The organism is Rhizobium centroccidentale (genome assembly GCF_030182565.1).
In the GTDB taxonomy this organism is placed as follows: Bacteria; Pseudomonadota; Alphaproteobacteria; order Rhizobiales; family Rhizobiaceae; genus Rhizobium.
In genome coordinates this window covers 1-26,662 of record NZ_JAQJCG010000038.1, presented here as the reverse complement: position 1 = coordinate 26,662, position 26,662 = coordinate 1, and the positions used below count along the sequence as shown (strand labels likewise).

The window sequence follows — 26,662 nt, the reverse complement described above, 5'->3', positions numbered from 1 at the left end:
GTGCGACCATCAATGCTGACCTCCTCTCAGCCAGCATCTTGAATCATATTCGACATCAAAAGGGAATCCACGATTCAAACAAAATCTGAACCGCTCTAGTGCTTACGGCTTATTGCGACGCTGATAGCGCGCCCGCATCCAGAACACGAAGAAGAACGCCAGGATGACGAGCACGCCGAAACTGGTGCCGAGCCATGGCGAGATCGAGCCGAGCCAGACGATGACATTCGGCATCAGGTAAAGCACGGCGGTCGCGACCAACAGAATAACGCCAGCCGCAATTGCCGCCGAGCGGGTTTCGCTTTTCTTGTCCGTCAATATAGCCATCCCTGACGCCCTGACATGAGTTCCGGCGAAGGCTTAAAACGCGTCGCGATCCTTCAGATTCGCTCCTTGCGCCTTAAGCTCTTGATTTCACGCATGTCGTTGTCGCAAAACCGCTGCGCACTTTTGCGCGACATGCTTAGGCCAGCTGCCGAGGAAAGGCAACCGGCCCTATCAGTCAGAGCTGAACTTTGGCGCCGGCAACGGTCGCCTCGATATGATCGACCAGGGCGTCCGCGAGTCCAAGCCGTCCGGCCAAGAGATCGAGATAGCCGCGCTCGGCCCGCGAATCCGGTTCGATCGCCAATCGCGACGCGGTATAGACCTGCACGCGCTGTTCTTCGGTCTTTGCCGAGGCGACGATGGCATCGAGATCGACGGGATTGGCAAGTTCGCGCTGGAAGAAGGCTTCCGCCTCGGATCCGACACCGGCCTCCTGCACCTTGCCAAGAATGCGCTGGCGTTCGGAATCGTCGATGTGGCCGTCGGCGCGGGCGGCGGCGATCATGGCACGCACCAGCGAAAGCGCAAAATCATTGCTGGCAACCGCCGGCGACGTGCTGAAACCGGAATCTGTCAGCGGCGGCAGGAACTGCGGCTCGGCCTGCGGGGCCGATTGCGGCGCCGGCTGCGGCTGATTGCCATCGCGATAATTCTTGTAGGCCTGATAGCCGAGGCCTGCGATGGCGGCGAGACCGCCAAGCGTCAGCGCATTGCCCGCGATCTGACGCCCACTTTTCGTGCCGAGCAGCACGCCGGCAATCGCGCTCGTCGCCATCGGATTGTCCCTGGCGAGATTGATGGCCTGCGTTGCCCTGTCTCTCACGGTCCCCTGCACCCCTGGAACCTGCGATCCCAGGAACTGGTCAAGAAGCTTGCGGGCGTCGATCATATGGATGGTCCTCCGTCCTTTTGATGGTGAAGGGGAGATAGGAAGCGCAACCGCAAATACCAATCCACATCATGCAAAAAGGCGCGCGGAAAGCTCCACGCGCCTTTGAAATCGAATTCGATAGGCTTGGGTCTCAGCCCTTGAGCGCGGCGGCCTCGGCGGCAAGCTTGGTGATCCCAGCCCAATCGCCTGATGCCACCAGCTCCTTCGGTGCAACCCAGGAGCCGCCGACGCAGATGACGTTCGGCAGCGACAGATAATCATGGGCGTTCTTCAGCGAGATGCCGCCGGTCGGGCAGAAGACCGTACCGGCGAGCGGCGACGAAAGGGCCTTGAGATAGGAGGCACCCCCGGCCTGCTCTGCCGGGAAGAACTTCAGCACCGTATAGCCTTCCTCGCGCAGCGCCATCACTTCGCTTGCGGTAGCGGCACCCGGCAGCAGCGGCACGTGCGAGCCGCGCGCAGCGTCGAGCAATTCCTGCGTTGTGCCGGGGCTGACGATGAACTTCGAACCGGCTTCTACGGCCGCGTCCCACTGGCTGACATTGAGGATCGTACCGGCCCCGACTTCAGCCCCTTCCACCTCGTCAGCGACAGCCCGGATCGCGTCGAGCGCGCCGGCGGTGCGAAGCGTGATCTCGATAGCCTTCAGGCCGCCGGCGACGAGCGCGCGGGCAAGCGGCACGGCCGATTTCGCATCGTCGACGATCAGCACGGGAACGACGGGCTGCAGTTTCAGGATGGAAAGAAGCTTCTCGGTTTTCTCGCCCATGGTCGGTTCACTCCCTTTAAAACGATTGAAATCCGGCTTTCGAATAGCCTTCCCGAAGGTGCTTGTCGAGACAAAAGCTCGCTTTAAATACGACGGGTAGGAAATCGGGGCAACTTGCTATAGGCTATTCCAATCTGTGCCGGTGGAGCATGTCAAACGCATGGCAAAAGAGATCGAGCGAAAGTTTCTGGTGCGCGGCGATCATTGGCGTGATTCCGTTTCGGAGCGGCTGATCCTGCGACAGGGATATATTGCCTCCATGGCAGACCGTTCCGTGCGCATACGGCTGACGAACGATACCAAGGCAACCTTGACGATCAAGATCGGCAAGTCGATGACGAGGGACGAATTCGAATATGAGATCCCCGTCGACGAAGCGGAGGAATTGCTGGAAACGGCGATCGGGCTCGTCATCGAGAAGACTCGCCACAAGGTGCAGTTCAAGGGCTTTACCTGGGAAGTGGATGTCTTCCGCGGCGCCCATCGCGGCCTCGTCATTGCCGAAGTGGAAATGGACGACGAAAGCGACAATCCGGAACTGCCGGACTGGATCGGACGTGAGGTGACAGGCGAATACCGCTATTCCAACCAGGCCCTCGCGACGCAGTTCGAACAGGAATACGATGAGCTATCGCATACGGCCTGATCGGGCTCTTGATGACGAGGTGCATAAGGCCGCGGCGCATCAACTCGGCAAGGCAATGGCCGTACTGACCGAGAGGCCGCAGGGCCTGCACGAAGCGGTTCACGCGGCTCGCAAGAATATCAAGCGCGTACGGGCGCTCTACCGGTTGATAGCTCCCATCGCGCACCAATTTCAGCAGCGGGAAAATGACCGGCTTCGGAATGTAGCGCTCACGCTTTCCGGGGTGCGCGACGCAACCGCGTTGATCGAGATCAGCCATTATCTGCAGGCAACCGCTGCATCTGCGGAGGAACTGCATGCGCTGGCTCGCGTGAGCGATCTGCTGACCGCGAGACGCGACCGTATGGCGGAAGCCGAAACAGATCTCGAAGACAAAGCACGGGCAGCGGTCGCCACTTGTGCGGAGGCGCGTGAGGCATTGAAGGAAATATCCTTCGACTGCGGCCGCCGCGACACGGCCCGTCTCTTTCAGAAAAGCTGGCGCAAGAACGTCCGCAAGGCGCTGCGAGCACTGTCCGAATGCCATGCGGAAGCGGCCCACGTAGAGAGCTTTCACGATCTGCGCAAGCGCAGCCAGGACTACTGGATGCATCACATGCTGCTGCGCGATGTCTGGCCGGCCGCCATGCATGCCAAGCAGCTGGAGGCCAAGGCCCTGGTCGACGTGCTCGGCCGCTATCTCGACATGTCGATATTGGCCGATGTCGCCGACCGCGAGCCGCATCTCTTCGAAAGAAACGATGATCACGCCCGCCTGCTGGAAGCAATCATTGCCCGGCAGCAGACCGCGCGCAAGGAGGCGCTTGAGCGAGCTCGCTGGGTCTTCGCCGACAAGCCGGAGAGCGAGGCGCGAACTATCAAGCACCTTTGGCTGGAGGCGGCGGACTGACGGAGCCACGCGCCCGGCTCAGACAGCGCAATCGGCATGACCCGCAATTGCCTCAGACGCCCGACGCATCCGCCGAACCAAGCCCCACTTGCGTGAAATAACCTTCCAGCATCGCAATGTCGTCGGCCGCAGCGATCGCGCCGATATATCCGTCTGGCCGCACGAGCACCCATTCGCCGGAGGAGAGAGCGTAGATGTCGCGAAGATAGCCCTCGGCGTCGACCATGTCGCCTGACGCGCCGAAAGTATGAATATGCAGGCCTGCGCGCGGCGGCACCGATCCCGGCTGTACTTCGTAGCCGAGCAATGTCCAATGCCCGCCTTGGAACAGATCGAACAGCCGTTTCGGCTGACCGGCAACGCCGCGGATCGGCGCATCCGGGGGCCGGTCGCCAGCAGACAGGCGGCCGCTGCGCCCAAGCGTTTCGAGCGTGAGCGAAGACGAAGGATAACCTATATCGAGCTGACGCACCTCGCGACCGCGCTGCATAGTGCCCTGTTTCTGGGCATCGAGAAGCCTTGTTGACAGACCGAGCACCGCTGCAGCAATGGGCTGACGCTCCTCTTCATAGCTGTCGAGCAGCTTATCGTCGGCTCCATGGGCGGCCGCAGCCAGCTTCCATCCGAGATTATAGGCATCCTGCACGCTGGTATTGAGGCCTTGGCCGCCGGTCGGCGGATGAATATGGGCGGCATCACCGATGAGAAACGCGCGGCCGACACGGTATCGATCGGCCAGACGCGCATTCATGGTGTAGGCCGACGACCACGACACGGATTGGATATGGATATCGTCGCGCCTGGTGCGCTCCGCCACCATGGCTTCAAGCCCCTCGGCCGAAAGATCGATGTCGCCGTTAAGAGGGATCGGCCCCTGGATCTGGAACATCTCGGTCCCGGCGAGCGGGCAAAACATGATCTGCCGCGACATGTCGCCGTCGTTGAAGCGGTGCCAGGCATCGCGCGTGAGACCGGTCAAAATGACATCGGCCACGATGGCGCGAACGCCGAGGGTCTTGCCCGGAAAGTCGATACCAAGGGCATGGCGAACGAAACTGCGGCCGCCATCGGCGCCGACAAGCCAGCGCACGCGGAGAGTTTCCTCTCCTGCCTCGCCCGCGAGACGCGCGGTCACGCCGCTCGGGTCCTGCTCGAAACCAACGAGTTCGCAGCCGAATTGCGGCCTGTGGCCAAGCTCGAGCAACCTCTCACGCATCACCTTTTCGGTCAGGAATTGCGGTATCATCAGCGGCAGATGGTACGGTTCTGCCGGTGTCGGGTCCTGACGTTCGGCAATGTCGGATTCGATAAATCTGCCGTCCTCGCGATATCGCCGCTCGGGCGGATACATGCCGCCGGCCGCGACGATCCGGTCGAGAATGCCGAGGTCCTCGAAAATCTCCTGGGTTCGCGGCTGGATACCCTTGCCGCGCGAACCACGGAAAGGCTGGTCCATCTTCTCGATCAGACGGAAGGAAATCCCCCGCCTTGCCAAATCGATGGCCAGCGCCAGGCCGGCCGCGCCTGCACCGCAAATCAGCACATCGGCTGCAAATTGCTCTGTCATTTCCATCTCCATATGTGTAATATGCACATACTTAAAAGAAGGGCGATCCGGTGTCAACAAAAAGCTTGCAAAATACACATATCAGTGGTCGGCTACGCGAACTCCATAGCGCGCTGGTCGAAATCGTCGGCGTCATGAACCGGCCCCAACGCGATGAAGCGATGATTAAGGAGGCGGGCATCTCCCTCGATCGCGCACTGTTTTCCCTGTTGGTTTTGGTGGAACGGCTCGGCCCCATCGGCGTCGTCGAATTGGCTGATCGCGTCGGGCGCGACTACACCACCGTCAGCCGTCAGGTTGCGAAGATGGAGGGGCTTGGGCTGATCAGCCGGCAGGAGAACGCGATCGACCGCCGGCTTCGCGAGGCCGTCATCACCGAACAGGGCAAGGCGATGACCGACCGCATCGATGAGGCGCGCGAGAGGATCGCCCGGTCCATTTTCGCCAAATGGGATGACCAGGATATCGAGGACCTTGTGCGGCTCATGCGCAGATTTGCCGACGACATCAAGGATGATGCGCCGCCTGCACGATAAGCTCATCTTGAAATGCCTTCCTTTGACGTCGTAGGTGACACCGATCGGGCAGAATGGCGAAGGCGCGGGCTGCGGCGTAAATCCCGATTGCCTGAAAGCCCGCAAAATTGTATTTCACCGGCATGACCGACATGCTTTCAGATCCACGGCGCGACGCGACCGGCGCATTCCTCGTTGCCGCGCTCTATCATTTCGTTTCCTTTCCGCGCTTCGAAAGTCTGCGCGAGCCCCTGCTTGCGCTCTGCGAGGAAAAGGGCGTGAAGGGCACGCTGCTGCTCGCGCATGAAGGGATCAACGGCACGATCGCCGGCACGGATGCCGCTATCGGCGCCGTGCTAACCTTCCTGCGTGCCCAGCCGGAATTTGCCGGCCTCGAACACAAGGAAAGCCGCGCATCGAAAATGCCGTTCGTGCGCATGAAGGTGAAGCTGAAGAAAGAGATCGTCACCATGGGCGTCGAGGATATTGACCCGACCAAGGTCGTCGGCACCTATGTCGCGCCGAAGGACTGGAACGCGCTGATCTCCGATCCCGACACCATCGTCATCGACACCCGCAACGACTACGAGACCGCGATCGGCGTCTTCAAGGGCGCGGTCGACCCGAAGACCAAGACCTTCCGCGAATTTCCCGATTGGGTGCGCGACAATACCGGCCTGCACAACAAGCCGAAGATCGCCATGTACTGCACCGGCGGCATCCGCTGCGAGAAGGCAACCGCCTTCATGAAGCAGCAAGGCTTCGACGAGGTCTACCATCTCCAGGGCGGCATTCTGAAATATCTCGAGGAAGTGCCGGCGGAAGAGAGCCTGTGGGAAGGCGCCTGCTTCGTCTTCGACGAGCGCGTCTCGGTCGAACACGGCCTGAAGGAGGGCAATCACAAGCTCTGCCACGCCTGCCGCAACCCCATTACGTCAGAGGAAGTGACCTCACCCTTTTACGAGGCCGGCGTCTCCTGCAGCCATTGCTATCATGAACGCAGCGAAGAGGATCGCGAGCGTTACCGCGAAAGGCAGCGCCAGATCGCGCTCGCTCGCAAGCGCGGCCACGAGCATATCGGCTAAAGCATTTTCGGAGGAACCGCGCTCCGGCCTTCTCTCGGGAATGCGCCAATGCTCCACGCGTATCAGGCGGCGGCGTGTTCTTCATCCAGTGCGGTTGCCATCTGTACCGCAAGCCGCTTGCTGATCTCGGCGTCCGGCATCGGCTTGCCGTAGAAATAGCCCTGCAGCTCGTCGCAGCCGAAGTCTTCCAGTGCCCTTCCTTGTGCCTCGGATTCGATGCCTTCGGCCGTAACGGGAATGTCGAGCGAACGCGCCAGCGCCACGGTCGCCTTGACCATTTCGCGGGCGCGGTTGTCTTCCAGCACATTCATCGTCAGCGAGCGATCGATCTTGATGCGATCGAACCCGAACTGGCGCAGGTAGCCGATGGATGAAAAACCGGAGCCGAAGTCATCAAGCGCCACCTTGACGCCGAGCCTCTTCAACCGCTCGATCGACTGACGGGTACGCTCCGGATTTTGAATGATATAGCCTTCGGTGATTTCCAGCGTCACACGATCGGCTTCGATTTCGGTACTGTTGAGCACGCTGCGGACATAATCAGCGAAGGCGGGATTGCGGAACTGGCCCGGTGAAACATTGACGGCAACACGCAGATCCGGCCAGTGTCTTGCCGCCTCGCAGGCCTTGCGCAGGACGAGCAGGCCCAATGCCTCGATCAGGCCACTGGTTTCGGCGATCGGAATGAAGGCCTCTGGCGAAATCGGGCCGTGGCCGGGACGGTTCCACCGCACCAGCGCCTCGACGCCGATCATCTCGCAGCTCGATGCATCGACCAGCGGCTGATAGGCGAGCGCCAGCTCTTCCATCTCGATGGCACGTCGCAGATCGAGTTCCAGCGCATTGCGTTCCTCGCGATGCGCATCCATGGCTGTCTCGTAGCAGGTCATGCGGGCACGGCCGGCTTCCTTGGCCTTGTACATGGCAAGATCGGCCCGGCGCACCAGTTCCTCGCGATCGATGCGGCCTTCAGGCGAGCTTGCGATGCCGATGCTCGCGCCGACCACGACCACCCGGCGGCCGATCTCCAGAGGCTCGGCAAGGAAATCCAGGATCTGCTCGGCCAACCGCAAAGCTGGAGCGTCATTGAGTTCCTTCGTCGGGAAGGCGACGGCGAATTCATCCCCGCCGAGGCGCGCCAGGGCTGCCTGCGGCGGCACGAGAACCTTGAGCCCGGCGGCTACCGCGCGGATCAGTTGATCGCCGGTGCCATGACCGTAAGCGTCGTTGATTTCCTTGAAGCCATCGAGATCGAGGTAGAGAAGCAGGACATTGGTGCCATCGGAGCGCGCCCGCTCGACCAGGCGATCCACATCGAGCCGCAATCCCTCGCGGTTGAGGAGCCCGCTCAGCCGATCGCGAAGAGAAACCTGACGCGCCTGGACCTCTTCCGCCCGCAGCCGGCGTCCCGCCATCGATCCCAGGATCAAAAGCACTATGAAGAACAGGCCCACCAGACCAAGCGCGCCAAGCACCAACGGGCGGACCTGCTGATAGCTCATGTCCCCGGGCTGGCGCGAGCTCCACACCAGCCGTCCCAGCGACTTGCCGAGCGGGTCGACGATGGAGACGGCATAGCGGGCAACGGTTTCCGGCGGCATCAGCGTCAATCCGCTGATGACATAGGTATTCGAGAGCATCTTGATCCGGCCAGCGTCCAGGTAGCGGACGAGGATCAGATAACGCCGATGACCTTCGGGCACCGGAATGCGGCCGGATCTTTCGCGGATCGTCGCAGCACCGGCCGCCGCGATACCATCCCTGGTCATGATGTAGCCCGAGGCTTCGGGCACCCCCGTCACACGCGTTGTTCGCGCCTGATCGACGAGCGCCCAGACAGCGGCGCCAAGGACCTCCTCGATATTGCCAGTCAACGGCTCACCGTCATGATAGGCAACGATCGGCCTATTGTTGTCGTCGACAATGACGGCAGTATCGAACAGCGCACCGTTGGACGAAATGTCGCCGTAATTGCCGACGATCCAGCCTTGATCGTCCGTTCCATACACGCTTCGCGCCGCATCATTGCGGGCGGAATGGTCGTGCAGCGTCGCTTCCAGCTGTCCCTGAAAAGTCTTCAGTGCACCGACAGTCGTTTCCCAGGAGCGCTCGTCATCCAGCTTGTTGGAATAATCGGCAACCCGGCCGATCGCGGTAAGAACCATCAAGGTCACGACGGCAACGATCAATGCAAAGCAAATTAAAACGGCCGTCACGATGGAATGACGACCGATCTGTGTATTTCCACGCAATGACCTGAAAGTTGCTCCCAACGCCTTTTCTCCTTGGCGAAGAAGTCTGCCGTCAGGTCTTCAATAAACGGTTAAGGCGAATTGGAGATTCCTACAGGAAAGAGTTGTAGATCTGCCGAAACCGGAAGAATTCATGCCATGGTGGCAATCGCCTGCGCGAAACGGCTGAGACTTGCGGAGAAAAGGCCGCTTTCGCCCGCCTGCAGCAGCATTGCTGCCTGCATCTCATCGCTCTTGCCGGCAACCGGCAGACGCAAGAAGGCGTCTTCAACGATATGTAGTGACATGGTCCGCAAGACATCGGTGAGCTGTGCCAATACGAGATCGCCGCGATGTGACGCGTGAGCAAACATCAGCGGCTTGAATGGCACCTCGTCGCGCGATACCAGCCAGTCCAGCGCGTTCTTGAAGCCGCCGGGTATGCCATGGGCATATTCCGGGCACGACACGATCAAACCGTCTGCCTTGCGGATCTCGGCCGCAAATCTCTCGACGACGGCTGGTGTTCGCTCACCCTCATTGTCCGGATTGAAGATCGGCAGATCGCCGATCACATCGCAAATCGCAATGGTGATGCCTTCGGGGCAAGCGAGCCGCAGCGCCTCCAGCAGCCTACGGCTGGTCGAAGCGCGCCGCTGGCTGCCGCAAAGTGCATAAAGGGAAATCGGCCGCTGAGTCATACATGCGGTCTATCAGGCTTCGCCGATTCGGGCGACAGACACCCTCCCCTCAAGGGAGAGGCCGAACCATGTCAGACCGCTTTGTGATTGCCCCTCGGAAACTGCGAGGCAAGTTCCCTGTACCACTTGCCGCTCTTCTTGATTGTGCGCACTTGGGTCTCGTAATCGACATGCACGAGGCCGAAACGCATGCGGTAGCCCTCCGCCCATTCGAAATTGTCCATGAGGCTCCAAGCGAAATAGCCGCGCATCGGATAGCCGTCTTTGATGAGATCCGCGACGACGCCCAGATGCTCGATATAGTAGTCGAGGCGCGGCTGGTCATCGATCTCGCCATTGACGACGCCCATGTTGTAGCAGGCGCCGTTCTCGGTGATGTAGCACTCCGGCAGCTCGTAGCGCTTGTTGAGGTCCTCGACGACATGCTTCAAGCCGGGCGAATAAACCTCCCAACCGATATCCGTCCTTACGTCGCTGACCGGCGGCGCTTCCTTCGTCCAGGGGAAATCGCCGCTCTTGGAGGCGTCATCGGAGACGCGCATCGGCATATAATAGTTCAAACCCCACCAATCGAGTTTCTGGTTGATGGTCTTGAGATCGCCGTCCTCGATGACGGACATGCGATCGCCGAGCGCCTCGACGAACTCCTTCGGATATTCACCCTTGAAGATCGGATCGAAGAAGGCGCCGTTGTGGAATTGATGGGCGCGCTCGACGGCGGCCAGATCTTCCGGTTGGTCCGAACCCGGCAGGATAGACGCGGCATTGAGGACGATGCCGACAGGCACCTTCGGCGCCACGGAGCGGATCGCCTCGACGCCGAGACCATGCGCAAGGTTCATATAGTGCATGGCGTAAAGAGCGGCCTGCATATTGCGCTCGCCCGGCGCATGGATGCCATAGAGGTGGCTCAGCCAGACGATGCACCAGGGCTCGTTGAAGGTGGCGACAGAATCCAGGCGGTCGCCGAGGCGGGCCATGACGGTCTTGGCATAGCGCTGGAAGGCATGAGCCGTCGAGCGCGCAGTCCAGCCGCCATCGCCGGCAAGCGCCAGCGGCAAATCCCAATGGTAGAGCGTCGCAAAGGTCTTGATCCCCCGCGCCTTGCAGCCATCGACCAGGCGATCGTAGAAATCGAGGCCTGCTTCGTTCACCGGGCCGGTGCCTTCGGGTATGATGCGCGGCCAGGCGATCGAGAAGCGATAGGCCTCGACGCCCATGTCCTTGATCAGATCGAGATCCTGTTCCAGCCGGTTATAGTGGTCGCAGGCGATGTCGCCATTATCGCGCTGATAGACCCGGCCCGGCATATTGGCGAAAGCATCCCATATGGACGGCTTGCGGCCGTCGGCCTTGGTGGCACCCTCAATCTGGAAGGCGGCGGTGGCAACACCGAATGTGAAATCGCCGGGGAAGCGATCGGCAAGAAGCTTCGGATCGATCATGGTGAAAATCCCGTCTGTTTTGGCTTCGTTGGCTGCGGTTTAACCAAGCTCCCCCTCGAAGTACAGGGGGGCGCAATAGAAAACTGCAACGTTGCAGGTACCGATAAACCAAGTCCTCTAAGAGCGCCCCGGAAAATTTCTCCGGCAGCAGCAACACTCTTCGCACGGCTTGATAACAGCAATGTCAACAGTCGTGACTTGTCTTTCGGCTGGGGATCAATTGAGGGTAGCATCACTTGACAACGAAAGGACACAAATGCTCCCTGCGATCCACGCCCTCCATCCTCATCTGCTGAGCCTCCTGCGCATCGTCGCCTCGCTCGTGCTCTTCAGCTACGGAACGCAGAAAATCCTGCATTTCCCGGCAGCCGAAAATGTGCCTGCCGTCGGATCGCTACCCTGGATCGCCGGCTTGCTCGAACTCACTCTCGGCTTCCTCGTTCTGATCGGCTTCAAGACGCGCATCGCCGCCTTCGTGCTGTCGGGCCTGATGGCCTTCGCCTATTTCCTCCGCCACGCGCCGCAAAGCTTCTACCCCGCACAAAACGGCGGCACCGCTGCCATCCTCTTCTGCTTCATCTTCCTGTTTCTCGCCAGCGCTGGCGCCGGCCCGCTGAGCGTCGATGCACTGACGAAGCGCAAGCAGGAAACCGCCACTTGAACAAGCAGATCCGAGGCGGGTTCACCGCCTCGGACCTCACGTGAAGCTTAGAGCTTGACCCAGGCGCCGTTGCGCTTGGACGAGGCAACGCAGGCCTCGACGAAAGCCACACCCTTCACGCCGTCATCCACAGTCGGATAGATCACGGCCGGATCGACCGCCACACCCTTCTTGCGGGCATTGATGGCACGCGCGGCTTCTGTGTAGATCGTTGCAAAGGCTTCCAGATAGCCTTCCGGATGACCCGAAGGGATGCGCGAGACGCGCGCCGCGGCGGCACCAGAACCGGCACCATTACGGGTAATCAGCCGCTTCTGATCGCCGAATGGCGTGTACCACAGATAGTTCGGATCGGCCTGTGTCCACTCGATGCCGCCCTTGGTACCATAAACGCGGAGTTTCAACCCATTCTCATGGCCGGGCGCCACCTGGCTGCACCAGAGCATGCCCTTGGCCGGCTTTTCCTTGCCCTTTGCCTTGAAGCGCAACAGCACATGGCCGTTGTCATCGAGACGGCGGCCTTCAACGAAGCTGTCGAGATCGGCGGCAAGGCTGTCCAGCTCGAGGCCGGTGACGAAAGAAGCGAGGTTATAGGCATGTGTTCCGATATCGCCGGTGGAGCCGCCGGCGCCGGACTGCGAGGGATCCGTGCGCCAAGCCGCCTGTTTCTGGCCGGACTGCTCGATATTTTCCGTCAGCCAATCCTGTGGATATTCCGCCTGCACGATGCGGATATCGCCGAGCTCGCCATTCTCGATCATCTCGCGCGCCTGGCGGATCATCGGATAGCCGGTGTAATTATGCGTGAGAATGAAGAGCGCGCCGCTCTCGTCCGCCACCTTCTTCAGCTTTTTGGCATCGGCAAGATTGGAGGTCAGCGGCTTGTCGCAGATGACATGGATGCCGCGGCGCAGGAATTCCTTGGCGGCGTCATAATGGACATGGTTCGGCGTGACGATCGAAACCGCTTCGATGCCGTTCTTCAGCTTGGCTTCGCGGATTGCCATGTCGCGATAGCTGGAATAGGTGCGCGAGGGATCGAGACCGAGATCGCGGCCGGAAGCTTGAGCCTTGTCCGGCGAAGACGAGAGCGCGCCCGCGACAAGATCGAACTGGTCGTCAATACGTGCCGCAATGCGATGCACAGCGCCGATGAATGCGCCGGCGCCACCGCCCACCATGCCGAGCCGGATGCGCGGCTCCCGCGTCTGTTCCGATGATCCTTCGATTGCCATTTTGTCCTCCTGAATGAATGGAATTCGCATTTTGGGTGCCTGTCGTTCCAAGCCACCCGCCTCGCCCTTCGAGGGCCTTGCAGGCCACCTCAGGGTGAGGCTGATCCACTACGCCAGCGCCACACCACACCCTTCCACCTAGCGATGCCAAAGATAGCTCTTGTGGAGTTTCGCGAGAGTCCGCTCCGCCCTCATCCTGAGGTGCGGAGCCTCCTGAGCTCTGCGAAGGAGTGAAGCCTCGAAGGACGAGGGCGGCCTGGGCAGCATTCTCTCCCCGCTTGGGAAAAGGAAATTATGATAGCCCCAACATTCTCTTATTCGCCGCCTGGTCCGTGCCGCTGCCGGCAAAATCGTCGAAGGCCTTTTCCGTGACGCGGATGATGTGCGCCTTGACGAATTCAGAACCTTCACGAGCACCGTCTTCGGGATGCTTCAGCGCGCATTCCCATTCGACCACGGCCCAGCCGTCGAAATTATTGGCGGTCATCTTCGAGAAGACGGCACCGAAATCGACCTGGCCGTCGCCGAGCGAACGGAAGCGGCCGGCACGCTCGACCCAGCCTTGATAACCGCCATAGACGCCTTGGCGCCCGGTCGGATTGAACTCCGCATCCTTGACGTGGAACATCTTGATGCGGTCCTTGTAGATGTCGATGTTCTCGAGATAATCGAGGCACTGCAGGACGTAGTGCGAGGGATCGTAGAGCATGTTGGCCCGTGGATGGTTCTTCACGCGCTCCAGGAACATCTCGAAGGTGATGCCGTCATGCAGGTCTTCGCCGGGATGGATTTCGTAGCAGACGTCGACGCCGTTTTCGTCGGCATGGTTGAGGATCGGCGTCCAGCGGCGGGCAAGCTCCTCGAAGGCGGTTTCGACGAGGCCGGCCGGGCGCTGCGGCCAGGGATAGATGAAGGGCCAGGCAAGCGCGCCGGAGAAGGTCGCATGCGCCTTGATGCCGAGATGCTTGGAAGCCGTTAGCGCCATCTTGACCTGTTCGACGGCCCATTCCTGGCGCGCCTTCGGATTCCCACGCACTTCCGGCGCCGCAAAACCGTCGAAGGCTTCGTCATACGCCGGATGCACGGCGACGAGCTGGCCCTGAAGATGGGTGGAGAGCTCGGTGACTTCGACGCCGTTGGCGCGGGCGACACCGGCGAATTCATCGCAATAATCCTTCGAGGAGGCCGCCTTCTTCAGATTGATGAGCTGGCTTGCCCAGGTCGGAACCTGCACGCCGATATAGCCGGCATCGGCAGCCCATTTCGTGATCGAATCCCACGAGTTGAACGGTGCCGCATCGCCGGCGAACTGGCCAAGAAACAGGCCTGGTCCCTTGATCGTCTTCATCTGTAATTCCTCCCTAATCGCGTTCTGTAAACGTTTCCGATACCTTTCGGACCCATATCCGAGGCGGCTGAGGTGCCGTAGCCTCCAAAAACTATAGGGTCGTCGGGCTGAAAGTCGAATGCCTTGCGACCTAATCACGGCACGCCGCAGACGGCAAGAGGTACGTGCCGCAAAATTTCCATCCGCAGCAAAACGGGGCTGATAGGACACTTAAAAAACGCCCGCCGAAACCGGCGGGCGCCCTGGAAGATCAACCGAAAAACCGATCAGAACGGTGAATCGGGGAAGTAGAAGTCCTTGGCATTATCCTTGGTGACGAGCGTCGCATCCAGGATGTAGTTGCCGCGAACCGGAACTTGATCGTAGAAGTTGGCAGCCGTCAGCTCCATGGCGGTGCCGACCATTGCCGGCGGATAAAGCACGTCGACCGGGATAAGCTTGTCGCCATCCATGACCTTCTTGATCATGTCCTTCGAACCGGCGCCGGCGACGATATACTTGATATCGGTGCGCTTGGCCTGTTCGATCGCCTGCAGCACGCCGACGGCCATGTCGTCATCCTGACACCAGACGACATCGATCTTCGGGAACTTAGTCAGGTAATCCTGCATGACCTTGAAGGCGTCGTCGCGGTTCCAGTTGCCGTACTGGCGGTCGAGAACCTTGACGTTCGAGCCGGCGATGCCCTTGTCGAAGCCGTCCTGGCGCTGCTGATCGATCGGGATCGGCAGACCGCGGATGACGACGACCTGTGCATCCGGCGTGTTCTTCTTGATGTATTCGCCCGCGACCTGGCCAAGCGCCGGATTGTTGCCGGCGACATAGAGGTCACGGACGGAATTGTCGTTGTTGCTCGGCGCACGGTCGACGAGCGCCACGAACTTGCCCTTGTCCTTGACTTCCTTGATGGCGTTGACGAGCGGATCCGGATCCGACGGCAGGATCACGAGAGCATCGATGCCCTGTGTTTCAAGGTCCTGTACGGCGTTTGCCTGGCTCGCTGCGTCAGGCGAGGTCTTGACGATGACGTTGAGCCCCGGATGCTCCGCCATCAAGAGCTTGGCGACGCGCTCGGCATGGAAGACCACGCCCGAGGTCCAGCCGTGGTCGGCGGCCGGAATGGAAACGCCGATCGTCACCTTCTTGTCGGCAGCATGTACCGTGCCGGCCAAAGCCGCCATCACGACAGCCAAGCCTATGAGTCTTTTTCGCATGTTTCTTCCTCCCAGATAGAGACAGGGCCTTAGCATGACGACCGGGCGCCCCCCTGACCCGGTTATTCACTATTTGCGGGCAAGCGACCGCTGAACCAGCATGGCGATGATGATGATCGCACCCTGGATGGCGCTCAGCAGATACTCGCTGATGAAATTGGAAAGCAGCATGATATTGCCGACGAGCTCGAGGATGAAGGCGCCGCAGATCGTGCCCCACACCCTTCCCGCGCCGCCCTTCAGCGCCGTGCCGCCGACGACGACGGCGGTGATCGCCTGCAATTCCCACAGGCTGCCCGTCGTCGCCGATGTCGAACCCAGCCGCGGCACATAGAGAAGCACGGCAATGGCAACGCAAAAGCCCTGGATGATGAAGGCGATGGTTCGCACGCGATTGACCGCCACGCCGGAATAGCGGGCAACGTCACGGTTGGAGCCGACCGCAATCACATGCCGCCCATAGCGGGTGCGGTAGAGAATGAAGGCCGCAATGCCGGTGACGACGAGGATGACCACGATCGGCACCGGCACACCGAGCACTGTGCCATAATAGGCAGGCTTGTAGAGCGCCTGAATATCCGCCGGTCGCAAGGTGATGGCACCGCCCTGCGACAGCCAGGTCGTCAAGCCGCGATAGACGCCCATGGTGCCGAGCGTCGCAATGAACGGCTCGATCTTGCCCATGGTCGTAATCAGACCATTGGCAAGGCCGCATAGCAGGCCGGCAACGATCGAAAACAGCACGGCAGCCGCCAACATCATGGAGGGATCGGAAATGACGCCCGAATTCATGAAGAGGATCATCAGGCTGGCGACGAAGGCGACCATCGCGCCGACGGACAGATCGAGATCACCCGCCGAAATGACGAAGGTGGCACCGACGGCGATGATGGCGATGAAGGCGCATCTCGTCGCAACATTGGTGAGATTGGTGATGCCGATGAAGTTAGGGTTGACCAGTGCGCCCACGATCAGAAGCAGCACCAGTGCTGCAAACGGCGCAACTGCCCTAAGATCGACATCCCGCCAGGAGCGCCCTCGCCGGCCTGCCTTGCCGCTGCTGTCTTCACCCACGCTCATAACCAAAACCAACCTCCCGTCCCATGATTGCTGGGAATTCGCCCTGCTCTCCGCCGCCCTTTCAGGCAGCCGTCTTTTTCTTCAGGCCCGCCGCATAACGCATGATTTCCTGCTCGGAGATTTCCTCGCCTTCGAGCACGCCGACGATCCGCCCCTCACGCATGACAGCGATCCGCGTGCAGAGCCCGATGACCTCGGGCATTTCCGAAGAGATCACGATGATCGAATGACCGTCGCGCGCCAGCGCGGAAATGAAATGATAGATCTGCTGCTTCGTACCCACATCGATGCCGCGCGTCGGCTCGTCAATGATGATGATCTGCGGCTCGGTTTCCATGATCTTCGCCAGCAGCAGCTTCTGCTGGTTGCCGCCGGACATGCGGCCGGCAACGATATTTCCGTCCCTCACGCGGATGTCGAAGCGGCGTCGCGCCCGCGCCAGCGCATCCGCCTCGCTGGAGGCGCTCAGATAGCCGAACTTGCCGTGCCGGTCGAGCGACTGCAGGGTCAGATTGACGACCATGCCTGAATTCAGCAGCAGGCCCTTGGATTTCCGATCCTTCGTCATATAGGCAAGCCCGGCATCAATGGCCGCATGCACGTCATGCGGTGGCACCGTTTGACCATTGGCAACGACCTCGCCAGACGCACGAGCGCGTAGGCCGACGATCGCCTCCATCAATTCGGTGCGGCCCGAGCCGATCATACCGGAGAAGCCCAATATCTCACCCTTGCGCAGCTCGAAGCTTGCATCATGGACGTAGCCCGTCGAAACCGAGCTGACGCTGAGCACCACCTTCTCGTCAACATCGGGCTCGTTCTTGGCCGGGTAAAGGCTCGAGAGCTCGCGCCCGACCATCAGCTGGGCGATCGATTCGCCATCGAGCAGCGAGGTTGGCGAGGTCTTCACCCATTGGCCGTCGCGCAGCACCGTAACCCGATCCGTCAGTTCCATGACCTCATCGAGCTTGTGGGAGACGAAGACGAAGCTCGTTCCCTGATCGCGCAGCTTGCGTACCTGCTTGAACAGGAAATTGGTCTCTTCACGCGACAAAACGGCGGTCGGCTCGTCCATGAAGACGATCCGCGCATCGCGGCTGATCGCCTTGGCAATCTCCACCATCTGCTTGTCGGCGATGGAAAGCGAGCTGATCATGGCATTTTCATCGACATGCGAGCCGAGAAGATCGAGCACGCGCCGCGTTTCGGCACGCATATGCTTGCGATCGAGCACACCCAGACGCGTAACTTCGCGACCGAGAAACAGGCTTTCGGTGACGGTCAAATGCTCAGCGAGATTGAATTCCTGATGGATGATGACGATGCCGAGCGCTTCCGCTGCGCCGTTCGGCGGCAGCTTCACCGGCTTGCCATCGAGGAGAATTTCGCCGGACGTCGGCTGCTCGAAACCGGAGAGAACCTTGACAAGCGTCGACTTGCCGGCGCCGTTTTCGCCCATGAGCGCATGGATCTCGCCGGCCTTAAGATCGAAGTTCACGCTGAACAGCACTTGTACGCCGCTGAAGGCCTTGGAAATCCCTCTCGCAGACAGCACGACCGCACCGTCGACGGCTTCCGAACTCATTGAATCCTCCCTGCGGTCCCACCCGCTTTCCATGGTATGTAAACCTTTACATACATCGTGTAAAGGTTTACATCATTGGATATCGTACAAAATTTCGCGGTTACCTTTGACCTCCACGTAAGTCTGTGTAGTCTCCAGCCCGAGACGAGACCCCAAGGCAGAGCGCAGTGTCGAATTCCACGCCCGCAACTATCGAAGACGTCGCCCGAATTGCCAATGTTTCGATAGCAACGGTTTCGCGGGCAATCCATATGCCGGAGAAAGTCGCCAATTCGACGCGGCTGAAAGTCAATCAGGCGATCGCCATCACCGGCTATACCACCAATGCCATGGCGCGCAGCCTCCGGCTCGGCCGATCGAACATGATTCTCGTGGTCGCACCCGATATCGGCGACCCCAATTTCTCCAATATTCTCATCGGCCTGGAGAATGAGGCACGCTCGCACGGCTACGGTATCCTTATCGGTCACACGCAAAACGACGCGCAGCGCGGGCTGGAATATTTGAAGTTTCTGAATTCCAACCAGGCGGCCGGATTGATCCTTTTCACCGGCATCCTGCCCTTCGGGCATCAGACGATGACGGCGCGGCTGCCGCCGAGTGTCGGCGTTTTCGAGCCGGTATTCAACGGCGGCATTCCCTATGTCGGCGTCGACGATATCGCCGGCGCCCGCAAGGCCATCGACCTCTTGATTGCCGAGGGTCATCGCAAGATCGCCTTTATCGGCGATTCCCGCACCCGCCTCGCCTATAGCCGCCGGCGCATGGGTTATGAAGCAGGGCTGGATGCAGCCGGCATCGGACAGGACCTGCGCATGGTGCTGGACGGCGACGGCACCGTCGAGAGCGGGCGGCTCGCCGTCGAGCAGCTCTTCATGCGCGACACGTTGCCGACGGCATTCATGTGTGTCAACGATCAGACCGCGATCGGCGTGATGATCGGCCTGAAGGCACGCGGCTATGACATCCCCGAAGATTTCTCGGTGACCGGTTTCGACGACGTGCCGCAAGCCGTCTTCATGACGCCGTCGCTGACGACGATCCGGCAGCCGCGCACCGCCATCGGCAAGCATGCGATGGCGCTTTTGCTCGAACTGCTTTCGGATGGAGAGCCGCCCGAAACGGAGATCCTGTTGCGGCCGGATCTCGTGGTGCGAAATTCGGTCTCCGCACCGCCGCGCCTTCGGCGATAGGCGGACATAACGATGCCGCTCGGCAGAATCACCCTCTATGTGCGCGATGTCGAAGCGACGATCAGCTTTTACGAGACGCATTTTGGGTTCAAGCCGCTCCGTCTGGAGGGCGATCGGATTGTTGAGCTGCTCGCGCAGGATAGCGGCGCCAACCTGCTGATCCATCCGGCGGGTAAGGCGCAGAAATGGCCCAGGTGCTGGTCAAGCTGGTCTTCGACGTCGAGCATGTCGAAGCTTTCCGCGCCAAGTGTGCCGAAGAGGGGCTGGAGTTCGGCCCCTTGCATCAGGCCGACGGCTATGTTTTTGCCAATGCCAAGGATCCCTCAGGAAATCCCATAGCCATTTCCAGCCGTGCCTTCCGGCAATAATCCGGAAGGCGATAAAGATCGCCTCCCGGACGCATCGATCAAACGTAACGGTTGACGATATTTTCCAGCAGTTCCTGCTTGCCGGACTTCGGCTGCGGGTTGACGTCCTTGGTTTCGACCCACTGAGCGATCTGATCGAGCGAATATTCGCCGCGCAGCAGCTTCTGGCCTTCGGCCGAATCCCAGCCGGCGTAACGGTCGGCGAGTGGCTTGGAGAGTGCCTTGTCCTCGATCATCTTCGCAGCAGCCTTCAGGCCGCGGGCACAGCAATCCATGCCACCGATATGGCCGATGAGCAGATCTTCCGGATCGAGCGACTGACGACGCAGCTTGGCGTCGAAGTTCGTGCCGCCGGACTTGAAGCCGCCGCCTGCCAGAACCTGGTAATAGGCCAGCGTCATTTCCGGAACGTTGTTCGGGAACTGGTCGGTATCCCAGCCGGACTGGTAGTCGTTGCGGTTCATGTCGATCGAGCCGAAAATGCCGAGCGCATTGGCAAGCGCCAGTTCGTGCTCGAAGGAATGGCCGGCAAGGATCGCATGGCCCTGCTCGATATTGACCTTCACTTCGTTTTCGAGGCCGTACTTCTTGAGGAAGCCGTAAACCGTGGCGACGTCGTAGTCATACTGATGCTTGGTCGGCTCCTGCGGCTTCGGCTCGATGAGGATCGTGCCCTTGAAGCCGATCTTGTGCTTGTAGTCGACGACGAGATTGAGGAAGCGGCCCAACTGATCCAGCTCCCGCTTCAGGTCGGTATTGAGCAGCGTCTCATAGCCTTCGCGGCCACCCCAGAGAACGTAGTTTTCGCCGCCGAGCTTGTGGGTGGCATCGAGGCAGGTCTTCACGGTCGCAGCCGAGAAGGCGAAGACATCCGGGTCCGGATTGGTCGCGGCACCCGACATGAAACGACGGTTGGAGAAGAGGTTTGCCGTGCCCCAGAGCAGCTTTACGCCGGTATCGGCCTGTTTCTTGGCGAAGTAGTCGACGATCTCGTTGAGGTTCTTGGTGTTCTCGGCAAAATTCTTGCCTTCCGGACGCACGTCGGCATCGTGGAAGCAGTAATAGGGAGCGCCGAGCAGCGTGAAGAATTCGAAGGCGACGTCGGCCTTCAGCTTGGCGGCTTCCATCGTCTCGTTGAACCAGGGGCGAAGGAAGGTCTGGCCACCGAAGGGATCGCCGCCCGGCCAGGTGAAGGTGTGCCAGTAGGCGACGGCGAAACGCAGATGGTCTTCCATGCGCTTGCCGGCAACAACTTCGTCCTTGTTGTAATAGCGGAAGGCCAGCGGATTGGTGCTGTCCGGACCTTCGTATTTTACCTTGCTGATATCACCAAAAAATCCGGTGCTCATGTCTCATCTCCTTGGGTTGGTGTTTCGGTATTGTTTTGCCACTTTGATGCCCCCCTCATCCGACCCTTCGGGCCACCTTCTCCCCCGAGGGGAGAAGGTATGGAAGACCGCAGTAAACTCCATCGTCCCCTCTCCCCTCGGGGAGAGGGTTAGGGTGAGGGGGTTGACCTCAAACCACGCTCAACGGCTTGATCGCCGGATAAACCGCCCGATAACGCTTGTAGGCATCCGCATAGGCATCCGTCAGCGACGCAACCGGATCGATCGTGCCGGCCGTCTGCGGTGGGGTGCAGACGGCGACCGGATCGGCGCCGGTCGCAGCGATCAGGCCGAGACGGGCGGCACCGAAAGCGGCGCCGAAATCACCATCCGCCGGCAGGTCGACGGGCACGCCGAGCGCAGTGGCGATCGAGGCCAGCCAGTAGCGCGAGCGCGAGCCGCCGCCGATGGCCGTCACGCGCGCAATATCCGTGCCGGCGGAGCGCAGCGCTTCGAGATTGTCGCGAATGGCGAAGGACACGCCTTCGAGCACGGCCTGCGTCAGCACGGCGCGGCCGCTTTCATGGCCGAGGCCGATGAAGGCACCGCGGATCGTCGCGTCATTGTGCGGCGTGCGCTCGCCGGAGAGATAGGGAAGGAAGGTGACGCTCGTCGGCGCCTTCAGCGTCTCGCCAAGCTCGGCGGTGAGTTCGGCGGCGGACTTGCCCGTCACATGCGAATGCCAGTTGAGCGCATCGGTTGCCGAGAGAATGACGCCCATCTGATGCCAGGTGTTGGGCAGCGCGTGGCAGAAGGCGTGAACGGCGCTTTCAGGCTTCGGCAGATAGGAGCCGTTGGCCGCGAAGAGCACGCCAGACGTTCCGAGCGAAACGAAAGCAGCCCCGTGGCTGACCGTGCCCATGCCGCAAGCCGAAGCTGCATTGTCCCCTGCCCCGCCGGCAACGACGACATCGCCGCCGATACCCCATTTCGAGGCCAGTTCGCCGCGCAGCTTGCCGGCAACTTCGGTGCCTTCAACCAGCGTCGGCATCTGCTTCTCGTCAAGATTAGTGGCCGCCAGCAGCTCGGAAGACCATTTGCGCTTGCCAGTATCGAGCCAGGACGTGCCTGCCGAGTCGGACATTTCCGACATGTGCTCACCGGTGAGCCATAGGCGCAGATAATCCTTCGGCAGCAGCACCCAGCGCACTCTGGCGAAAATGTCAGGCTCGTGCTTGGCGACCCAAGCGAGCTTCGGCGCCGTGAAGCCGGGGAAGACGATATTGCCGGTCAATGCCCGAAAGCGTGGATCGGCATCGAGCGCGGCAGCCTCATGATAGCTGCGCGTGTCGTTCCAGAGAATGCAGGGACGCAATACCCTGTCGTCGGCATCGAGCAGCGTTGCGCCATGCATCTGGCCGGAAAGGCCGATGCCGCGCACGGCCGCGAGCTCCTTCGGATGCGCAGCCTTCAATCCGGCCACAGCCTCTTCGGTCGCGCGGATCCAATGCTCCGGATCCTGCTCCGACCAACCGGGACGCGGACGAGACACATCGAGCCCGCCATTGGCGGAGCCGATGATCTTTTGATTGCCGTCGATCAGCATCGCTTTGACGCCGGAGGTTCCGAGATCGAGACCCAAATACATTAGATGTTACTCCCTATGCTCTGCCGCGTTCGAATGTTCAGGGCAGATTATCCTTCAAGAAAATGTCGAGGCGTATGCGCTCCTGATCGGCAATCACGGCCTGGCCGTCAGCCGTCGCCTTCATGATGCGGATGGCGCTGCGCACTTCATGGCCGGCATCCTGATTGAGGACGGCGTCGATCGTGCCATCCAGCAATGCCGCCCGCGTATGCCGCGTCAGCTCGTGCACGACTACCGTCAGCTCACGCTCGGACCGTACGGCCTTCAAGCCCGCGATCAGACCACGGTTGCCGGCGCCGAGACTGTAGATGCCGATAATATTCCTATTTTCGGAGAGCGCCTTTGAAATGAGCGATTGGGTCCGCTCGGGATCGTCGCGCCCTTCCAGCACAGGCAGCACCCGCAGCTTGGGAAATTCCTCGGCTATCACCGCGGAAAAGCCCTGCAAGCGCTCGCGATGGTCGCGCACCAGCATCGAGCCGGCGAGCACGGTCAAATCGCCTTCGCGCCCCCCCAGGAAGCGCCCGAGCAGCCGCGCGGCGGTCCGTCCGGCGGCAATATTGTCGATACCGGCATAGTGATGCCTGCGGGAATCGGTGAGATCCGAGACCAGCGTGACGACCGGAATACGCTCTGACACGAGACGGTCGACGGCGGCCCTGACTTCCGGCGCGTCGGTTGCCACGAGAGCGACACCAGCGATATCCTGCCCCTGCAAGGCGTCCAGCGCCGCGACCAGCGCCGGCACATCGAATGGTGGCACCTCGATAATTCGGATGTCCGTGCGCTCTATGCTGGCCCGCAAGTTTGCCTGATGCACTTCGAATCGCAGCCCGTGCATGAAGGAGTTGTCGCCGGTCGGCACGATGAAAACGAGAGGATAGACCCGGCTCTTGGCTAGGTTGGCGGCGGCGACATCGCGGATATAGCCGATTTGCCGGATCGCGGCTTCCACCTTCTCCCGCGTTACCAGCCGAACACCCGGACGCTGGTTCAAAACGCGGTCCACCGTGGCGAGGCTGACGCCCGCAGCGGCGGCGATGTCATGCACAGTCGGTCTCATGGGCTCCTCCTGCGGAAATCCTTACTGCGATTTTTGATGTACGTAAATCAAAAATTTCGGACAGTCGAATTTTTCCAAACCACACCAAAAACAAAAAAGGCCCCTCGCGAGGAGGGGCCATGCCTTGGGAGCATATAAGAGCCGGATTAGTGGCCTCCGCCGCCACCGCCGCCTGCGGCATTCGGCTTGCTGATCATCAGAACGCCGAGGATCATCGCGAGGAACAGCACGGTCAGCATCAGGAAAATATCCCCGAAAGACATGACGACCGCCTGCCGCGTCGCCATGTTGACCATTTGCTTCAAGGCCGCCTGGTCGCCGTCCAGACCCGCTGCATTGAAGTTGGCGGCCATGTTGTTCAATTGGGTAACGGCGGCATGGCTGCCCCAATGAACATGGTCGCGCAGGTTGAAATAATGCTGGTCCTGCCTGTTCGTCAAAAGCGTATTGATGATCGCGAGACCGACGGCGCCGCCGAGATTACGGGTGAGATTGAACAGACCGGACGCGCCGCGCATGCGAGCGGGCGGCATGGTTCCGAGCGCGATATTGTTGATCGGGACCATGCAGAGCATCAGACCGAAACCGCGCAGGATCTGCGGGATGAGCAACTCCCAGAAATCCCAGTCCACCGTCAGGTGCATCATGATGTAGGTGCCGGCCGAGAAGCTGGTGAAGCCGATGATCATCAGGATGCGCAGGTCGACCTTGCTCGACAGGAAGCCGGCCAGCGGCGCCGTGAAGAACATGGTGAGGCCGGAGACGAACATCGTTTCGCCGATCTGCAGCGAATCGTAGCCGCGAATGCGCGCGAGATAGAGCGGATAAATATAGGTCAGGCCGTAGAGACCGATGCCCATAACGAAGGAGAATATCGACCCGAAGGAGAAGTTCTTGTTCGTGAAGGCCCTCAGATCGACGACGGGGAATTCGACTGTGAAGGCGCGGTAGAAGAAAATCACGGCGCCGATAGCGGACGCGATGGCACCCGCAACGATGTAATTGTCGTTGAACCAGTCGTTCGTATTGCCTTCCTCAAGCACATATTCGAGCGCGCCGAGGAAAACACCCATCGAAATTAGGCCCCACCAGTCGAACTTCTTGAAAAGCGACAGCTCGGGCTTGTCGAAATCAATGAAATTCCAGGTGACGATGGCAACGACGATACCGGGTGGAATGTTGACCAGAAACAGCCAATGCCAGGAGAAGGCGTTGGACAGATAGCCGCCGACGGTCGGGCCGATGGTCGGCGCCAGCGTGGCGATCAGGCCGATGATCGGCGAGACGACGTTGCGCTTGGACGGCGGGAAGATCGTGAATGCCGCCGCAAAGACCGAGGGGATCATGCCGCCGCCAATGAAGCCCTGCAGGGCGCGGTAGATGATCATCTGATCGATGTTGGTGGCGGTTGCGGCAAGCGCGCTCGCTGCTGTGAAGCCGGCAGCTGAAATCGCAAACAGGTACCGCGTCGAAATGATGCGCGCCAGCGTTCCCGACAGCGGGATCATGATGACTTCGGCGATCAGATAGGCCGTCTGGACCCAGCCGATTTCATCCGAGCCGGCGCTAAGGCCTGCCTGGATTTCGCTGAGCGACGCCGAGACGATCTGAATGTCGAGGATCGACATGAACATGCCGAGCACCATCGCCAGAAAGGCGATGAGCTTTCTCGTGTCGATATGATCAGCCGCGGGCGCGGCGGGGCCGGCCGCGCGTGGGGGCGACCCGGCTGTAGTGCTGGCGGACGACATGGCGCGTCTCTCCCGAGCTCGATCGTTTACTTGTCCGGCGCCGTGCGGGTATCGACGTCGACAACGACGCTGAGGCCTGCGCGCAGACGGCCGGTATTGAGCGCATCCTGCGGCAATGCGATGCGGACAGGCACGCGCTGGATGATCTTGGTGAAGTTACCCGTCGCGTTTTCCGGCGGCAGCAGCGAGAAGACCGAGCCGGAAGCCGGCGAGATCGACTCGACGGTGCCGACGATCGGGTGATCGCTGAAAGCATCGACGTGAACATTGACCTTGGAGCCAGGAACCAGATGCTGGATCTGCGTTTCCTTGAAATTCGCGTCGATATAGAGCTGCTTGGTCGGTACGATCGCCATCAACTTCTGACCGGGGGAGACCAGATCGCCTTCCTGGACCGAGCGATTGCCGACGATACCGTCATAAGGTGCCTTCAGCACGGTGAAGGAAAGATCGCGGGCAGCCTTGTCGCGAGCGGCTTCGAGACCCTTGATCGTGCTCTCGGCCTGACGGCGCTGGGCCTGCAGCAGGTTGATATTGGCCTGTGCGGATGCGATGGCGGCGTCGCCGCCGACCAGATTGGCCTTTGCCTGATCAAGCGCGATATTGGCGCTATCCAAAGCGGCCGTGGTGCCGACCGACTTCGACTGCAGTTCGGCAGCGCGCGTCTGGGTGATCTGGGCGCCGCGGACCGTGGCTTCCAGGGCAACCTTCTGCGCCTGCGACTGGGCAAGGGCTGCCTGGCCGGCAGCGATCTGTGCATCGATGGTATGGAGTGAAAGCTGTTCGGTATCAAGCGAGGCCTGAGCCTGGCCGAGCGCAAGCTTGTAGTCGCCGTCATCGAGCGTTGCGAGCACGTCGCCGGCCTTGACCTGCTGGTTGGCCACGACGTTTACCTTGGCGACATAGCCCGTCACCTTCGGCGATATCGTGGCGATATCGCCACCGATATAGGCGTCGTCGGTGGAGACCATGAAGCGGCCATTCGTCCACCAGTCATAGCCGTACCAGCCGCCGGCTGCGAGAGCGATGACGAGAATGATCGGGAGGGCCAGGCTGCGCCGCTTCTTCTCTGGCGGCGGTGGGGCCGCAGGGGCCGGAGCAGTGGGCGCAGCCTGGGCGGG

The 26,662-nt window shown here is 60.7% G+C and carries 23 protein-coding genes and 1 pseudogene; 7 read left to right on the top strand and 17 right to left on the bottom strand.

What is annotated here, in order from left to right:
- Positions 1 to 102: 102 nt before the first annotated feature.
- The 3 genes from PH562_RS29655 to PH562_RS29645 all read right to left on the bottom strand — a co-directional run bounded on the left by PH562_RS29655 (position 103) and on the right by PH562_RS29645 (position 1,988).
- Entirely contained in the window at positions 103 to 318 is a 216-nt protein-coding gene (locus PH562_RS29655) for a hypothetical protein (protein WP_285177454.1), read from the bottom strand.
- A gap of 184 nt (positions 319 to 502) precedes the next feature.
- A complete protein-coding gene (locus tag PH562_RS29650) occupies positions 503 to 1,216 on the bottom strand; it encodes a tellurite resistance TerB family protein (protein ID WP_285177453.1) in 714 nt (237 codons plus the stop codon).
- A gap of 133 nt (positions 1,217 to 1,349) precedes the next feature.
- Entirely contained in the window at positions 1,350 to 1,988 is a 639-nt protein-coding gene (locus tag PH562_RS29645) for a 2-dehydro-3-deoxy-phosphogluconate aldolase (RefSeq protein WP_113230812.1), read from the bottom strand.
- A gap of 160 nt (positions 1,989 to 2,148) precedes the next feature.
- On the opposite strand from PH562_RS29645, the gene PH562_RS29640 reads away from it, so the two are divergent.
- Together PH562_RS29640 and PH562_RS29635 are read left to right on the top strand one after the other, a co-directional pair.
- Positions 2,149 to 2,634, top strand: coding sequence for a CYTH domain-containing protein (locus PH562_RS29640; RefSeq protein ID WP_069613322.1), 486 nt, complete (start codon positions 2,149 to 2,151; stop codon positions 2,632 to 2,634).
- Positions 2,612 to 3,523 (top strand): CHAD domain-containing protein, encoded by a 912-nt coding sequence (locus PH562_RS29635; RefSeq protein ID WP_285177452.1) that lies wholly within the window; start codon positions 2,612 to 2,614, stop codon positions 3,521 to 3,523. Before PH562_RS29640 ends, PH562_RS29635 begins: the two co-directional genes overlap by 23 nt.
- Before the next feature lie 52 nt (positions 3,524 to 3,575).
- Here the strand turns inward: PH562_RS29635 and PH562_RS29630 are convergent, their stop codons facing one another.
- A complete protein-coding gene (locus PH562_RS29630; protein WP_285177450.1) occupies positions 3,576 to 5,090 on the bottom strand; it encodes an FAD-dependent oxidoreductase in 1,515 nt (504 codons plus the stop codon).
- A 50-nt stretch (positions 5,091 to 5,140) separates the two neighbouring features.
- On the opposite strand from PH562_RS29630, the gene PH562_RS29625 reads away from it, so the two are divergent.
- On the top strand, positions 5,141 to 5,626 hold the full coding sequence (locus PH562_RS29625) for a MarR family winged helix-turn-helix transcriptional regulator (RefSeq protein WP_113230815.1): 486 nt from the start codon (positions 5,141 to 5,143) through the stop codon (positions 5,624 to 5,626).
- Between the two features lie 122 nt (positions 5,627 to 5,748).
- A complete protein-coding gene (gene trhO / locus PH562_RS29620; protein WP_285177448.1) occupies positions 5,749 to 6,690 on the top strand; it encodes an oxygen-dependent tRNA uridine(34) hydroxylase TrhO in 942 nt (313 codons plus the stop codon).
- Positions 6,691 to 6,752: 62 nt separating this feature from the next.
- Here trhO and PH562_RS29615 read toward each other — a convergent pair whose 3' ends face one another.
- The 3 genes from PH562_RS29615 to PH562_RS29605 form a co-directional block, all read right to left on the bottom strand.
- The gene (locus tag PH562_RS29615; RefSeq protein WP_285177446.1) at positions 6,753 to 8,963 is read right to left on the bottom strand and encodes a putative bifunctional diguanylate cyclase/phosphodiesterase; all 2,211 of its coding nucleotides are present in this window, start codon (positions 8,961 to 8,963) and stop codon (positions 6,753 to 6,755) included.
- Between the two features lie 110 nt (positions 8,964 to 9,073).
- Positions 9,074 to 9,622 (bottom strand): NADPH-dependent FMN reductase, encoded by a 549-nt coding sequence (locus PH562_RS29610; RefSeq protein WP_285177443.1) that lies wholly within the window; start codon positions 9,620 to 9,622, stop codon positions 9,074 to 9,076.
- A 71-nt stretch (positions 9,623 to 9,693) separates the two neighbouring features.
- The gene (locus PH562_RS29605; RefSeq protein WP_285177442.1) at positions 9,694 to 11,067 is read right to left on the bottom strand and encodes a GH1 family beta-glucosidase; all 1,374 of its coding nucleotides are present in this window, start codon (positions 11,065 to 11,067) and stop codon (positions 9,694 to 9,696) included.
- A gap of 256 nt (positions 11,068 to 11,323) precedes the next feature.
- Here PH562_RS29605 and PH562_RS29600 point away from each other — a divergent pair, with 256 nt between their 5' ends.
- Positions 11,324 to 11,728 (top strand): DoxX family protein, encoded by a 405-nt coding sequence (locus tag PH562_RS29600; RefSeq protein ID WP_285177441.1) that lies wholly within the window; start codon positions 11,324 to 11,326, stop codon positions 11,726 to 11,728.
- Between the two features lie 47 nt (positions 11,729 to 11,775).
- On the opposite strand, the gene PH562_RS29595 is transcribed toward PH562_RS29600, so the two are convergent.
- The 5 genes from PH562_RS29595 to PH562_RS29575 all read right to left on the bottom strand — a co-directional run bounded on the left by PH562_RS29595 (position 11,776) and on the right by PH562_RS29575 (position 18,190).
- Positions 11,776 to 12,963 carry a Gfo/Idh/MocA family protein gene (locus PH562_RS29595; RefSeq protein WP_285177440.1) on the bottom strand — a complete coding sequence of 396 codons (1,188 nt, stop codon included), beginning with the start codon at positions 12,961 to 12,963 and terminating at the stop codon, positions 11,776 to 11,778.
- Positions 12,964 to 13,255: 292 nt separating this feature from the next.
- Positions 13,256 to 14,311 (bottom strand): sugar phosphate isomerase/epimerase family protein, encoded by a 1,056-nt coding sequence (locus PH562_RS29590; RefSeq protein ID WP_285177439.1) that lies wholly within the window; start codon positions 14,309 to 14,311, stop codon positions 13,256 to 13,258.
- A gap of 266 nt (positions 14,312 to 14,577) precedes the next feature.
- The gene (locus tag PH562_RS29585; protein WP_113230822.1) at positions 14,578 to 15,525 is read right to left on the bottom strand and encodes a substrate-binding domain-containing protein; all 948 of its coding nucleotides are present in this window, start codon (positions 15,523 to 15,525) and stop codon (positions 14,578 to 14,580) included.
- A 69-nt stretch (positions 15,526 to 15,594) separates the two neighbouring features.
- Complete coding sequence (locus PH562_RS29580) at positions 15,595 to 16,605, bottom strand: ABC transporter permease (protein WP_113230823.1); 1,011 nt, start codon at positions 16,603 to 16,605, stop codon at positions 15,595 to 15,597.
- Positions 16,606 to 16,666: 61 nt separating this feature from the next.
- The gene (locus tag PH562_RS29575) at positions 16,667 to 18,190 is read right to left on the bottom strand and encodes a sugar ABC transporter ATP-binding protein (protein ID WP_113230824.1); all 1,524 of its coding nucleotides are present in this window, start codon (positions 18,188 to 18,190) and stop codon (positions 16,667 to 16,669) included.
- 167 nt (positions 18,191 to 18,357) lie between these two features.
- Between PH562_RS29575 and PH562_RS29570 the strand changes: the two genes are divergently transcribed.
- Positions 18,358 to 19,383 carry a LacI family DNA-binding transcriptional regulator gene (locus tag PH562_RS29570; protein WP_285177437.1) on the top strand — a complete coding sequence of 342 codons (1,026 nt, stop codon included), beginning with the start codon at positions 18,358 to 18,360 and terminating at the stop codon, positions 19,381 to 19,383.
- 12 nt (positions 19,384 to 19,395) lie between these two features.
- Positions 19,396 to 19,751: pseudogene (locus PH562_RS29565) on the top strand (VOC family protein).
- Positions 19,752 to 19,789: 38 nt separating this feature from the next.
- Here the strand turns inward: PH562_RS29565 and xylA are convergent.
- The 5 genes from xylA to PH562_RS29540 all read right to left on the bottom strand — a co-directional run.
- Positions 19,790 to 21,100, bottom strand: coding sequence for a xylose isomerase (gene xylA / locus PH562_RS29560; protein ID WP_285177436.1), 1,311 nt, complete (start codon positions 21,098 to 21,100; stop codon positions 19,790 to 19,792).
- Between the two features lie 169 nt (positions 21,101 to 21,269).
- A complete protein-coding gene (gene xylB, locus PH562_RS29555) occupies positions 21,270 to 22,727 on the bottom strand; it encodes a xylulokinase (RefSeq protein WP_285177435.1) in 1,458 nt (485 codons plus the stop codon).
- 37 nt (positions 22,728 to 22,764) lie between these two features.
- A complete protein-coding gene (locus PH562_RS29550) occupies positions 22,765 to 23,790 on the bottom strand; it encodes a LacI family DNA-binding transcriptional regulator (protein ID WP_285177434.1) in 1,026 nt (341 codons plus the stop codon).
- A gap of 146 nt (positions 23,791 to 23,936) precedes the next feature.
- Positions 23,937 to 25,541 (bottom strand): DHA2 family efflux MFS transporter permease subunit, encoded by a 1,605-nt coding sequence (locus PH562_RS29545; protein ID WP_113230829.1) that lies wholly within the window; start codon positions 25,539 to 25,541, stop codon positions 23,937 to 23,939.
- 26 nt (positions 25,542 to 25,567) lie between these two features.
- The coding region (locus tag PH562_RS29540; protein WP_285177433.1) for an HlyD family secretion protein at positions 25,568 to 26,662 on the bottom strand (1,095 nt) is incomplete at its 5' end.